Raw genomic sequence first — 13388 nt, 5'->3', positions numbered from 1 at the left:
TACTATTTGAAATCGCTGTCAAACTAACTACTCTCAGTATAAGGCAGTTTAAGCAGGATAGGAAGTATTTTAATATTAATTAGGTATGGCGGTTTTTTGCAGTTTTAAAGAAGAATTACTGTGGACTATACTAAAGCTATGGCTTCAGGAAAATCCATGACTATTCTTTCGGAAGGCAGGGTATAAAAATGGAAATCACCCCTAACGAAAATTTATATAAAGAAGTTTTACAAACCATGTCTGAATGCGTCATTATTCATAAAAAGCCGGGCAGAATCATTGCGCTTAATGAAAATGTTGAAAAAGTACTTGGTATTAAATCCGATTTATTAACGGAAGCAAATGTAAGCAAATTAGATTATGTAAAAGAAGATGGATCCCCCCTACCCTATTCGGAATTGCCAGGAATTATCACCCTCGAACAGGGCATTCCTTTCCATGATTATGTCTTGGGAGTAAGCGATCGAAATAATGGGACTAAATGGCTTTCCATTACTTCAAAACCACTTAAATTACATAAAGATGGGGAACAAGCTGCGCTTGTGTCCATATCGGATATTACCAAAAGAAAAAAAATGGAACAAACTATCATTCAGGCAAAGGAAGCGGCGGAAAAAGCAAACCTAACCAAATCGGACTTTCTTTCCAAAATGAGTCATGAACTCCGGACCCCTTTGAACGGAATCCTTGGTTTTGCCCAGCTATTAGAAATAGATGAAACCTTAAATGAGGAGCAGCAGGACTTTGTCCAAGAGATCTTAAGCGGAGGGAAGCATTTACTAAGCTTAATTAATGATATTTTGGATTTATCCAGAATCGAAACAGGCCAATTAAAAGTTTCAATTGAAGAGGTAGATCTGCTGACCGTTATCAATGAATGTATCCATATCGTGCAGCCGCTTGCCATGAAAAAAAGAATTACAATTCATAATCAAATGGACCATTCGCAAACCGTAACCGTTCTTGCCGATCCGATTCGCCTGAAACAAATCCTACTTAATCTTCTCGATAATTCCATTAAATATAACCGGGAAGACGGCAAAGTCATGATTTTCTCGTATATGAAACAAAACGAGGCTGTTATTCATATCGCGGATACAGGAGTTGGACTTTCTGTTGAAGAATATCAGAAAGTGTTTGTCCCATTTTATCGGATTGAAGGAACACAAGAGGAAGGTACTGGCATTGGATTATCTTTAGTAAAGCAACTTGTCCAACTTATGAGTGGAAAAATTAGTGTAGCGAGCCAAAAAGGTATCGGCAGCGATTTTCGCTTTAGCCTCCCCCTTCCCCATGATTTAACGACCGCGATGCAATGGGGGGAAGAAGTGATGGATTTACCAACAAAGAATCCTAAGTCAGATCACTATGGTTTGCTGTATGTGGAAGATAATGAATCTAACTTACACCTGGTGAAGAACATCCTGAAATCCCAGCCATCCTATACGATCTTAACTGCTCGTTCCGGAAAAGAAGGATTGGCACTGGCTAGGACTGAAAAAGTAGATTTAATTCTACTAGATCTTAACCTCCCAGATATGCATGGCTATGAGGTGTTTGACCTTATAAAACAGGATGAAAACACGAAGGATATAGCGATTATTGCTGTCAGTGCCAATGCCATGCCTCAGGACATCCAGCAGACATTAGGCAAGGGGTTTGATAATTATCTGACAAAACCTGTTAATGTAAAGGAGTTCTTAACAACTATATACGAAACTTTAACTAGTACAATTAATCAAAATATACCCGAACATAAAATTTTAAGTACCGGACCAAATGGAGAGGAAGCTGTTTCTGCCAAGACACTGCAGTTGTCTATGAAAGATTTAAAAAAGCTAAGAGAAAAGAACTATACAGCTGCTATTGCCATGCACTATACCGGGAATAATTGGGCAAGAGCACAAATTGAAGGATTGAAGACAACTTTTAATAAAATGGGGATTAGGGTCGTGGCTGTAACTGATGCCGAACTTAACTGGGAAAAGCAAGTTGCAGACATTCAAAAGATATTAGCAAAAAAACCGGATATTATTGTTAGTCTTCCAATCGATCCGTTATCAACCTCGGGTGCCTTTCAAACCGCAGCTCAATCAGGTGTGAAGCTGGTTTTTATGGACAATACACCATACGGGTTGGAAGCGGGTAAGGATTATGTAAGCGTCGTTTCAGCCGACAATTATGGAAACGGGTCCTATGCCGCCGACATTATGGCAGAGAAAATAGGTTTTAAAGGCAAGATTGGGGTCATATACTACGATGCTGATTTTTTTGTAACGAAACAAAGATTAATGGCTTTTGAAAAAACGATTAGAGAAAGTTATCCTGACATTCAAATCGTAGTCCGCAGCGGTTTTACTAGTCCGAATGATGGGAAAGAGCTTGCAGACGCTATGATTTCTCAACACCTCGATTTGAAGGGAATCTTTGTTGTATGGGATTTGGTGGCGGAAGGTGCTATGGCCTCAGCCCGTGCCCTAGGAAAACATGATTTAGTTATTACGACAATGGATTTGAGTACCAATACTGCTGTAGAAATTGCAAAAGATGAACTTATCAAGGGCTCGGGTTCGCAGATGCCCTACCATCAAGGAGTGGCCGAGGCAATCCTGGCCGGTTATGCACTGCTCGGCAAACCAGCACCGGCTTATGTAGCTGTACCGGCACTAAAAGTAACGAAAGAAAATCTCCTTGAGGCATGGAAACTTGTGTATAACCAAGATCCCTCAGAATTAAATGGGTACTTAAATATTCTTAAATAAACCCATGCAGCAGCCAAAGAAAAAAACAACTTTCATTTTACAAACTATTAGCTGTTTACTTTAAGTGTAAATCTTCACAAACTAATTAGGAAAAAGGCGTTTCCAATTTAAAGCACGTCACCGATCATAGTTTGTTGTAAAAATAAAGAAACTAGCCAATTATTACGTCAGCCTTTGTGGTTTATATTTTGTTAAAAAAACATAAATGATAGAGCAACGGTGATGACCATGATATAAACAGGAAAGGCATATGCTAATTTCCATCCTCTGTAGGTAAATACATGTACTTTTACGATGACGAATTCGAAACAAACTGCATAAACGTACCAGATGAAAATGTAAAAAACAAGCTTCAATTTTTTCAGTTTCCATATTTCATATACATAAATTAATAAATATCCGAAAGGTAGGAATATACACACACGATGTCCTTAGAAGGTCGAACAGTTCATATTTTTAACTGTCTGTAACCTGATACAAATTCGGGGAAACAGAAGCGATTAAATGGTCCATTATTTTGGGCACCGCCATGCTGAACAAAAAGATTAGAATGGTGATTTCGGTTGGTATTTTTTTAGGCATCTCCATAATAGTATACTTAGAAAAATGCCAACGATAATTGTCCATTCACCATAATGTAAAACTCCAATATAAACTACATACAATTCAAGTAATACAAGAATATAGGTCCATCCCAATAAAAAGAACTAATATAACTGTCACCAAGAGGAACACCTCGTTTTAAAAAAACAACATTATCAACCATATTATCATTATTTATTTGATGAATTCTTCCTCTTTAACCAATAATAGCAATACGTTTATCTTCAAATTTCATCGGGAGCATTAGTAGTACAGAGAATAAACCAAATATTATACCAGATATAATTCCTAAAAAATGCTGTTCATTGGTAATAAATATCCTTCCTCTAACTAACTCATTAATTGATATGATTCTTTTAAAAGAACTAAAAACTCTTGATTTAGTTCGTTTTCACTATGAAATCTAAAGTTATTGTGAAATCTGTTTTTTGAAACTTGTTCAATTTTAGTAATCTTCTCGTGTTCAATTTGATGGTTTGTTACTAAATTAAAATCTAACCATTTCTTTTTTGGATGAACTCCTCCGAAGGCAGATTTATTCAAAAGATGTATAGAAGTCTTTTTAAACTCAATTTCAAAAGGTCCAATTTCTTTCAATAAATCGAGTATTTTTGAATATATTTCATAAACATTAGATGCCTTATTTGAGAATAATTCATCTTCTGACATATCACCATCTCCTGCTTTCACTTTAACATATTAAACTTTATTACCTTTATTTTGCCTCTTTTTACATCCTTTTACCATTTCTTTATTCAATAGTCGAGTAGAATGGAGCCTTTCTACCTTTCGATAGATTGTACTCCACCCCCTCTCAGAACCGTGCTTGCACTATTAAAGCACACGGCTCCTCCTAGTTACCATTCGCATTTCTGCTATCCTTAATAGTTGCCATCATAATTTCTACCTCAGAGTGTAGTAAATGTGTCCCTAATAAGGTGGATAACTGGTAGCTAGCCTTTCCTCCATCGGCATTCCCCAACTTCATTGGTACTACGCTGCTATCCGACTCCCTATTCGGCATCTAGCTTCCTTGCTTGTTATCGCTTGTACACCATACTCTTCCATCAAGAAAAGACCAATAGGGTCTCCCGAGTTGCATATCATATCAATGTGTAACGTGCGAAGGTCTCTGATTCCAGAGAGGTTTTAACCATCTTGCCTTAAAGGATGGATAAAATATAGATCAGCCCTCTTGTTTTACTAACATTATGGAGCTCAATCCCTTCAACCATTTGGCTTTCGGCCCGCCGTCGGGTAGAAAACAAGCGCGCGCAATCAATATTTATTGATTCACGTTTCTAGTAGCCCCCCTACGATCCCGGACGGTCGGATTTCCCGAGTCCGGTTCTGACCTTGGATTAATCACCTACAAGCCTTCCCATACAACCGCAGGATTAAATGTCGGTACACATATTCCCCCATCATGCGAAGGAAATGGCTTTGTTTCGATTTAAATTGGCGTTGTCAGAAGATCCGAAGGAGCAGGAACTGAGACATCGAGGAGATGGATTTGCTTTATTTCGTGAAAAGTAGTAAAAAAACAGGTTGGTGGAAGTATTAAAAGGATGTGACGAATTATGGATGGGGAAGGTTATTCTAGAGGGGATAAATGTTGCTTGATCAAACGATTAACTAGTTTTGCCAAATAGTAAAAAAAACGTTTAATTGAAAGTTAATTAAGCCTTAATAAATCAGCATTATTTGGCCAAAATAAAAAGCCAAACAAACGTTTAATTTATAGATTTTGCGATAAGTTTTATTATGGCTTAAAAAGGGAACTTATTAACTATGTGATAAATACTATAGGTGAGAAAGGACTTGATTAGATTGAAAAAAGGTTGGCTAGGAATAGGGATTGTGGTCGGTGTTATTGTCATATTGGGCCTTATGTTCATGTCCAGCTATAATAGTTTTGTCAATTTAGAAGAAGACGTAAATCAATCTCATGCTCAAATCGAAAACCAACTTCAACGAAGGCTCGATTTAATTCCAAACCTGGTGAATACTGTAAAAGGATATGCGACTCACGAAAAAGAAGTTATTGCATCCATCTCAGATGCACGTGCACGGCTTGCTGGAGCAAAAACCCCCGAAGAAGAAGCAACCGCTAACGATCAATTATCTGGGGCTCTAAGCCGATTGCTTGTCGTCGTTGAAAATTACCCTAACCTGAAGGCAGACCAGCAATTTACTCAGCTTATGGATGAACTGGCTGGAACAGAAAACAGAATTGCCGTGGCCCGGAAGGATTACAATGAAAAAGTAGCAGAATTTAACAAAAAAGCGAAAAGATTCCCTGGCTCCATTATTGCAGGAATCGGCGGGTTTGATGCGAAAGAATATTTTAAAGCAGACCCTAAGGCTCAAGAAGCTCCAAAAGTTGACTTTGGAGGCAACGGGTAATGAATATGAAAAGGATCTTCAGCTTTCTGTTGGTATTTACCACGTTATTTCTTTGTGCAGCCCGTGCACTTGCTGAGGATGTCCAAATACCTGCTCCAGTAGGAGATATTTATGTACAAGATTTTGCCCATGTCCTAAATGAAACAGAAAAAGCAGAATTAATCAATTTAGGCAGGAATCTTGAAGACAGAACAACTGCACAGGTAGCCTTGCTGATCGTTCAATCCATTGGCGGCCAATCCATAGAAGAATATGCAAATGAGGCATTCCGTCAATATGGGCTTGGCAGTCAGAAGGAGGATAATGGCGTCCTCCTTGTTTTAGCCATGAAGGAACATAAAATCCGGATTGAGGTAGGTTATGGTCTCGAGGGAAGAATTCCAGATGCTAAAGCTGGCCGAATCTTGGATCAATATGCTATTCCTTATTTGAAAAGTAACCAGCCGAACCATGCTGTTTCGGAAACTTATAAAGCACTTGCCAATGAGGTCCTTGCCGAATATAACGGTGGTGACGGCCAAAAGACAGTACCGAAGGATGAAGGGATAGGAATTCCATCCTGGCTTCTCATCATCATTGTCCTTGTGGTGGTAGTTTTAGACTTTAAATTTTTCGGAGGCACCTTGACATATTTTCTTCTATCCATCCTATCAAGAGGTGGTGGAAGAGGAGGCGGCGGATCTCGAGGAGGAGGCGGCGGATCCTCCGGCGGCGGCGGTTCAAGCCGAGGCTGGTAAGTAAAAGAGATGCTCTATAGTAAAGAGCATCTCTTTTTCAATCATAAGAAGCATTTTTTAAGATCTTTCTTTTTCACTTATAGGTATAGAAAATAAAGATCCCTACTAAGAAAATTTTATATTTGCTAGTATTGTTGAATAAACCTCTCTGGTCGAACCCAGAACCTCCAAATAGTGCTGTTCTTATATTAATTTTATCACATTAGTACATTAAAATCTTTCTGACAGAATAAAGAAAAAACACTAAAGAAAGATATAAAAGCCTCCCTGAAAATCAGAGAGACTTTTTTACACACAGGCCACATTCAATTATTTGTCTTTCAATACAAGTAGTGAACAGCACTCCACATGTGCCGTATGTGGGAACATGTCCACCGGCTGGATATACTTTACTTCATATTTTGCACTTAACGTTTGAATGTCCTTCGCCAATGTTGAAGGATTACATGAGATGTAAATGAGCTTTTTTGGTTCAGCTTGGAGGATGGTTTGGATTAACTGCCCATCAAGACCTGTTCTCGGTGGATCAACGACAATGACATCGGGCTTCCAACCCTTTTTGACCCATTTAGGCAGGACTTCTTCTGCCTTTCCAGGTACATATTTTGTATTGGACAATCCGTGACGCTTTGCGTTTTTCTTCGCATCCTCAATTGATTCTGGGATGACGTCCATTCCACGGACTTCGCCTGCCTGGTCGGCGAGCCATAACCCGATGGTTCCCACTCCACAATAGGCATCTACTACTTTTTCCTGACCAGTCAGCGCGGCTGCTTTTTTCACTTCATTATAAAGCTTCACGGTCTGAACAGGATTTAATTGAAAGAATGTCCTTGCAGAAAGCTCAAATTGAAGGTCTCCTAGTGTTTCTTGGATGAACTCTTCCCCCGCTAACGGAAGAGTTTCCTCGCCAAAAATAAGGGACGTCTTTTGCCCATTTATGTTCTGAACAATTGATTTCACATTCGGAAGACGTTTTTGGATTTCATGAATGATGGTGTCCATTTTTGGTAATTCTTTTTGTGTTGTAATTAGGACTATTTGTAATTCACCTGTTTGAATGCCAACACGAGTAACGATGGTTCGAACAATACCTTTTCTAGATTTTTCATTATAAATAGGAATTTTTAATTCCTCTAAGATTCGTTTAACCGCAGATGTTGCTTCATTTGTTTGTGAGTGCTGCACCGCACATTCTTCAATATTAATCAATTGATGGGAATTAAGGCCATAAAGCCCCGCAAGAACCTTACCATCCATTGCCTTTACTTGAAAACTGCTCTTGTTTCTATAACCCCAAGGGTCTTCCATTCCAATGGTTTCTCTTATATCAAGTTTGCTAATGTTCCCTTTGGTATGGCGCTCCAGTGATTGAATGACAATATCACGTTTTTCCTTCAATTGTTGATCATAATTCAAGTGCTGTAATTGACATCCACCACATTGTTCATATACCGGGCAAAGCGGCTGGACTCGATTGGGGGATTTAATGCGAATTTTTTTGATTTTTGCCTCAGCAAATTTGGGATTAATCTTTGTCGCCTCTACGACCACTTCTTCACCAGGAAGGGCACCGGGCACAAAGACAACCTGTTTTTTAAAATAGCCAACACCTTCCCCATTAATACCGAGCCGTTTGATCGTGAGCGGAAAGGTTTGCTTCAATTCAATTTTGATATTTTGATCAGATTTCATCTATTTCACTCCATAATATTCCATAAATTCATATAGATCGTTTCATTTTAATTTCCCCGTATTATAGCATGTTTCACACAGAAAAACCGAATTCCAAAAAGAAATTCGATTTCTGTGGGTGATATATCTATTTTTTCTTCGGAAAATCATCAAGGCTTTTGAACTTGTAGCCTTTTTTCTTTAAATCCTGAATCGCCTTTTCCAAGGCATCGGCGTTGTCCTTTGAGACAGTGTGTAATAGTAAGATACAGCCCGGATGGACCTGCCTCATAATATTGTCGTAGGAATATTGCCAGCCTCTTTGCGAATTCACATGCCAATCGACGAAAGCGAGTGACCAGAATACATGCGTAAAGCCCTCTTCATTAGCAATCTGCATCGTTCTTTCACTAAATACCCCCCGTGGCGGTCGAAGGTATTTCATTTCTTTTTGACCTGTTAATTCTTTGGTTTTGACGCTGACCTTTTTAAGCTCTTCACGAATCCTTTGATCACTTACGGTTGTCAGGTCCGGGTGATGCCACGAATGGTTCCCGACAATATGCCCTTCTTTGACCATCCTTTTCACAATATCCCCTGCCGAAAGCAAATAATGCCCTGTCACAAAAAAAGTCGCAGGTACCTTTTCCTTTTTTAAAATATCAAGAATCTGGGGGGTATATCCTTGTTCATAACCGTTATCGAAAGTTAGGTATAACGTTTTTGAGTCGGGGTTGCTTTTATAAAAAGCACCGTATTTTTCAATTAGCTGATCAAGCTCGGCTCCAGCTTCTGCTTGCTGTTCATTTACACCTTTTTTAAAGCCCCAATGGATTGGCTGATTGGAAACAGCCGCATATGTACTCTGCGGTATAAATAAAAGCAGCATACTGAGGATGCAAAATAATCGTTTCATCATGTTCCCCCTATTTTGTTTTTTTTAGTGTTTGTTTAAATGAGAAAATGATTATTAGTATTTATAGGAAATTTTGAGGCTGATGGTAGACGCGGCCTTTCGTGGTTCCTGTATAAGGGAAACATAAGGAAGATAAAAAGTACGTGGTTATTCTTGTAGATGGAAGGTGAAGGAATGTACGTATCTCCATATTTGTAAATGAGGAATCAATTAGCAAGAAATAATCTCTAATTGCAACTAAATGTGCATCCTGGGATATGAAATGGCAATGTGGACATACCCAAATTTTTCTATTATAGCTCATTGGAAACCGAAAGCAATTTGGGCATTGAACACCTGTAATTATTTCTAACATTTGCAAGCTAAATTTCTGCATTATGTCTGTAATTAAAGGGGTGTGACTTTTTAAAAGTAGTCTTTTAATTTTCTCAATGTTTTTAGGATCAAGGAGAGTCTTATTATGTTGATTGTAAAATACTTCTATTTTCCCAAGTAGTTCACCCACTCGGCAAATCTTTTTCTCCGCAATTGCGTATCCGGGACTAATGCATAATTCAGTTGAAGATTTACTAATAACTACTAACGAGTCAATTGGCATTGGAGGGATTTTGTGTTTTTCAAGAAAGTACTTCAATAATAAGTTATGGCGGTGGGCCTGTGCGATTGGATTATCATAGACTATCCTCTTGTCCATATAATCTTGAATCATTTGATTTTTTTCGATAGTTAATTTTCCGGAATGATTTTTGCCATCAATCATAAGAATTCCTCTTGGGGAAATCAACAATGCATCTATTTGAAAGTACCCGTCACCATACGGGAGGCGCAAGTCGTGGAATATGTAGAACCTTTTTGAGGGAATTTGACCTAAATAATATCGTATTTTCATTTCTCCACTATATCCAGATCGTAAATTTTTAATGAAAAGTCTCAAATCGATCAGTTTTGGATGATTTGGGGGCATTCTTTTTTCTAATGCTTCAGCTTTCAATAGGTTAAGCGGAACTGCTAGGTCTTTAACAAACAAATTAATACCTCCTTTAGAAGTCGTTTCGCTTATTTATAACATGTTTGCCCTAATTCTTGTATGAAATATATATGAATTTTGTTTTTTTGATTATTTTTATTGTGCTAGACATTCGATGATGGGGGAAATTTTACAATTTGGGAGATAATTACACTATAAAAATGATTTATTTTACAATTATTCAATTTATTTTACAAAACAAGCATGGGATTAAACAATAATTGTAAATTTTTTACAAAACAATAAAGAAAACCAGATTATAAGACCAAAATTATGATTAATTGTACAATCCAACAGCTTTATTTTTCAAAAAATGGAATATCTCCCAGTTCGATCATTCTACAATATTTGCTCTTCAAACTAAAAAAGATAGACGCAAACCCTGCGCCTATCCCCCCTACTAACTCCCTATTTAAAAACCGGTTCCTTAAACGCTGCTAACTTCTCTAAGGAAGACTTATCAACATCTGCATGCAGGCTGTTTCCGTGTGAGTCCATTGTCACTACCGCTGTGAAGCCTTCTACACGCAGGTGCCACATCGCTTCTGGAATACCGAATTGCATTAAATCGACACCTTCAACTGATTTGATGCAATCTGCATAGTACTGAGCAGCTCCGCCAATTGCATTTAAGTATACCCCGCCATGTTCTTCTAATGCAGCTAACGTCTTTGGTCCCATACCGCCTTTACCGATGACAGCACGGATGCCGAACTTCTTCATGATATCACCTTGGTAAGGCTCCTCCCGAATACTTGTTGTTGGCCCAGCCGCTTTAACATGCCAAGCACCGGCCTCGTCTTTTAACATAACCGGACCGCAATGATAAATAACTTGTCCATTTAAATCTACTGGTGCGTCATGATCGCTTAAATACTTATGAATTGCATCACGGCCAGTGTACATCAAACCATTAATTTGAACGACATCGCCTACTTTAAGAGAACGGATTTGTTCTTCAGATATTGGCGCTTCCAAAGTGATAACCCCTTCAGATGTAGCTGCCGTTTCCTGTACAGCTGCTTCTCCTTCAGCAAAATCAATGAATTCCCCATCTTGATACATCCATTCGTTGATTTCACCAGTCTCCGCGTTTACACTTACACCTAAACGACGGAATGCCCAGCAATTGTAGGCAACCGAAACATAGAAACTTGCAGGAATACGGTTCATGACGCCCACTTTACAGCCTAAAAGGGTTGCTTCACCACCGAAGCCCATGGTGCCGATTCCTAATTTATTAGCGTTTTCCATTACATACTCTTCTAACTTACGAAGGTCTTCATTTGGGTTCACATCTTCCACAGAACGGAATAACTGTTCTTTCGCTAAATCGTATCCAGAAGAACGGTCGCCGCCAATACCAACACCGATAAAGCCAGCGCTGCAGCCTTGGCCTTGAGCCTGGTAGACAGAATGCATAATGCACTTACGAATTCCATCAAGGTCACGTCCAGCACGGCCTAGTCCGTCTAATTCACATGGAAGGCTGTATTGAATGTTTTTATTTTCACAACCGCCGCCTTTTAAAATCAGACGAACGTCGATATAATCTTTTTCCCATTGGTCAAATTTGATAACAGGTACGCCTGCACCAAGATTGTCGCCACTGTTTTCACCAGTTAGGGAATCGACCGAGTTCGGGCGAAGCTTCCCTTCTTTTGTTGCCAACACAATGGCATTACGAATCGCTTCTTTAATTTCTAATTGATTCACACCTACTGGCGTTTTAATTTTAAAGGTTGGTAAACCAGTGTCCTGACAGATGGGTGAAACTTGATCGTCTGCCATCTTGATATTATTTGTGATTGTCGCAAGGCTCATTGCGGCACTTGTACCCGCATTTTCATTTTCCTTAGCCCGTTTAACAGCTCGGCGGACGTCCTTAGGAAGTTTTGTTGATGTTTCAACGACTAGCTTGTACATGCTTTCTTGAAATTTAGAAATATTCAATTCGAGTACCCCTCTCCCCATGTTCCCCATTAATATTTTTCAATTTTACAATTTTTGCACGCTTATATTATACTCCTATAACCATTAGAATTAAAGGATTAGCTTGCAACCGCTGCCAGGATAATCGAGGAAATCCCCATGTAAATATTGGATTCACCTTTCTAACCCCATTAAAAAGAGCCTGTTGGTTAAACAGACTCACTCACTTCACGGTTATTAAATTCCCTGCATTTTGATTCCATATCATCTAACATCGAAATTAAGCGGTCAATATCTTCAAGATCCGTATCTTCTGGATCAATGGCATCGAGGACATCAATGAACATGTTTAAACGTTGTTTTAAAAAATTCACTTGTGTATTTTTATCTTCAATCGGACTACCCAAATTGTTTCACTCCTTTCGCTAACGTTCTCATCCTATCGAAAAATTGCTGCTTTGACAATCGATTAATAATATTTTGCCCAACTTTTTAAAAAAGAAAAGACTCCTGTAATCAGGAGTCAGCTTTTAGCGTGGTCGTTCTGACGCTGCAAATCCAAAGGATACATAATCTTGAACCGGGATCCATGCACCGATTCCTTGAGAGGTGACATTTTTAATTACGATAAACTTTTTGCTGCCCTTTAGCATTAAATAGACTTCACCGTAGGTTACTTTACCTTTTTCATTCACACCTGGTGCATAGGCATATAAGTAGCCCAACCGATTCGGTGGAATGTTATAAATATGGTCGTTCTTCGTGCCGGCGCCAATAATCGTATCGAATGCAAGCGGAAGATGTGTTTTTTCCATTGCCTTTAAAAGCATCATTTTTTTCACCGCTTCTGCACTCGCAATTTTAGCAGTCAGCCCGCCTCTGATAATCTTTTGCGACTCCTGAACATACTTGATTTGATATGGGACTTTGCCGCCGCGATTATCAAAATAATTGGTGTTTATTTTTTGAAACTCCCAATTCGGAGAAGTTTCCGATGATTCGTAATTTAAGGGCCACTGACCTAAATAGACGATGGCACGATAGCCAATCGCAAAAGGTGTGCTATTGATACTCGATTCATTTAGCATTCGGATTAGATCAGGGTTTTCGATTTTTACCTTTGATGAGTTAATCAACTTTTTAGTTAAATCACTTGGTTGTAGTAATGGCAGATCCTGTGTCGAATTTGGATAGGTATTCTCCTTAGTAATATTTCGAACCGAAGCTGGGACCTGATATTTTACCGAAACTTTTTGCGCTTGACCCTTTTGTGCGAAGGCTGAGGGAATAAAAGTTAACATTAATAGCAGTGTCATCAGGATAGTGACATT

Annotated in this window: 10 protein-coding genes; 3 read left to right on the top strand and 7 right to left on the bottom strand. The window is 38.8% G+C overall.

All coding sequences use genetic code 11. The annotated features are described in order from the left end of the window. Positions 1 to 188 precede the first annotated feature (188 nt). The gene (locus tag QNH17_RS05285; RefSeq protein WP_283877743.1) at positions 189 to 2762 is read left to right on the top strand and encodes a substrate-binding domain-containing protein; all 2574 of its coding nucleotides are present in this window, start codon (positions 189 to 191) and stop codon (positions 2760 to 2762) included. A gap of 933 nt (positions 2763 to 3695) precedes the next feature. On the opposite strand, the gene QNH17_RS05280 is transcribed toward QNH17_RS05285, so the two are convergent. Next, entirely contained in the window at positions 3696 to 4034 is a 339-nt protein-coding gene (locus tag QNH17_RS05280) for a DUF5655 domain-containing protein (RefSeq protein ID WP_283877742.1), read from the bottom strand. 1221 nt (positions 4035 to 5255) lie between these two features. Between QNH17_RS05280 and QNH17_RS05275 the strand changes: the two genes are divergently transcribed. Together QNH17_RS05275 and QNH17_RS05270 are read left to right on the top strand one after the other, a co-directional pair. Beyond that, positions 5256 to 5771 carry a LemA family protein gene (locus tag QNH17_RS05275; RefSeq protein ID WP_283879438.1) on the top strand — a complete coding sequence of 172 codons (516 nt, stop codon included), beginning with the start codon at positions 5256 to 5258 and terminating at the stop codon, positions 5769 to 5771. Next, positions 5771 to 6508 carry a TPM domain-containing protein gene (locus QNH17_RS05270; RefSeq protein ID WP_283877741.1) on the top strand — a complete coding sequence of 246 codons (738 nt, stop codon included), beginning with the start codon at positions 5771 to 5773 and terminating at the stop codon, positions 6506 to 6508. The genes QNH17_RS05275 and QNH17_RS05270 overlap by 1 nt, the downstream gene beginning before the upstream one ends. A gap of 309 nt (positions 6509 to 6817) precedes the next feature. On the opposite strand, the gene rlmD is transcribed toward QNH17_RS05270, so the two are convergent. The 6 genes from rlmD to QNH17_RS05240 form a co-directional block, all read right to left on the bottom strand. Then, positions 6818 to 8203 carry a 23S rRNA (uracil(1939)-C(5))-methyltransferase RlmD gene (rlmD, locus tag QNH17_RS05265; RefSeq protein ID WP_283877740.1) on the bottom strand — a complete coding sequence of 462 codons (1386 nt, stop codon included), beginning with the start codon at positions 8201 to 8203 and terminating at the stop codon, positions 6818 to 6820. A 127-nt stretch (positions 8204 to 8330) separates the two neighbouring features. Further along, on the bottom strand, positions 8331 to 9071 hold the full coding sequence (gene pdaA, locus QNH17_RS05260) for a delta-lactam-biosynthetic de-N-acetylase (protein WP_481858614.1): 741 nt from the start codon (positions 9069 to 9071) through the stop codon (positions 8331 to 8333). A gap of 88 nt (positions 9072 to 9159) precedes the next feature. Further along, positions 9160 to 10125, bottom strand: coding sequence for a nuclease-related domain-containing protein (locus QNH17_RS05255; protein ID WP_283877738.1), 966 nt, complete (start codon positions 10123 to 10125; stop codon positions 9160 to 9162). A gap of 408 nt (positions 10126 to 10533) precedes the next feature. Further along, entirely contained in the window at positions 10534 to 12078 is a 1545-nt protein-coding gene (locus QNH17_RS05250; protein WP_283877737.1) for a fumarate hydratase, read from the bottom strand. Positions 12079 to 12266: 188 nt separating this feature from the next. Then, a complete protein-coding gene (locus QNH17_RS05245; RefSeq protein ID WP_066251284.1) occupies positions 12267 to 12464 on the bottom strand; it encodes an SE1561 family protein in 198 nt (65 codons plus the stop codon). A gap of 123 nt (positions 12465 to 12587) precedes the next feature. Further along, on the bottom strand, positions 12588 to 13358 hold the full coding sequence (locus QNH17_RS05240) for a YfkD famly protein (RefSeq protein ID WP_373561737.1): 771 nt from the start codon (positions 13356 to 13358) through the stop codon (positions 12588 to 12590). Positions 13359 to 13388: the final 30 nt, after the last annotated feature.

It is taken from the genome of Neobacillus sp. SuZ13 (genome assembly GCF_030123365.1).
Taxonomy (GTDB): Bacteria; Bacillota; Bacilli; order Bacillales; family Cytobacillaceae; genus Neobacillus.
This window is presented reverse-complemented; position numbering and strand designations above follow the sequence as displayed.

What these genes read in the sequence shown, in the direction of transcription:
- QNH17_RS05285 (WP_283877743.1), top strand. Translation starts at nt 189, where the DNA reads ATGGAAATCACCCCTAACGAAAATTTATATAAAGAAGTTTTACAAACC.
- QNH17_RS05280 (WP_283877742.1), bottom strand. Translation starts at nt 4,034, where the DNA reads ATGTCAGAAGATGAATTATTCTCAAATAAGGCATCTAATGTTTATGAA.
- QNH17_RS05275 (WP_283879438.1), top strand. Translation starts at nt 5,256, where the DNA reads ATGTTCATGTCCAGCTATAATAGTTTTGTCAATTTAGAAGAAGACGTA.
- QNH17_RS05270 (WP_283877741.1), top strand. Translation starts at nt 5,771, where the DNA reads ATGAATATGAAAAGGATCTTCAGCTTTCTGTTGGTATTTACCACGTTA.
- rlmD (WP_283877740.1), bottom strand. Translation starts at nt 8,203, where the DNA reads ATGAAATCTGATCAAAATATCAAAATTGAATTGAAGCAAACCTTTCCG.
- pdaA (WP_481858614.1), bottom strand. Translation starts at nt 9,071, where the DNA reads ATGCTGCTTTTATTTATACCGCAGAGTACATATGCGGCTGTTTCCAAT.
- QNH17_RS05240 (WP_373561737.1), bottom strand. Translation starts at nt 13,358, where the DNA reads ATGTTAACTTTTATTCCCTCAGCCTTCGCACAAAAGGGTCAAGCGCAA.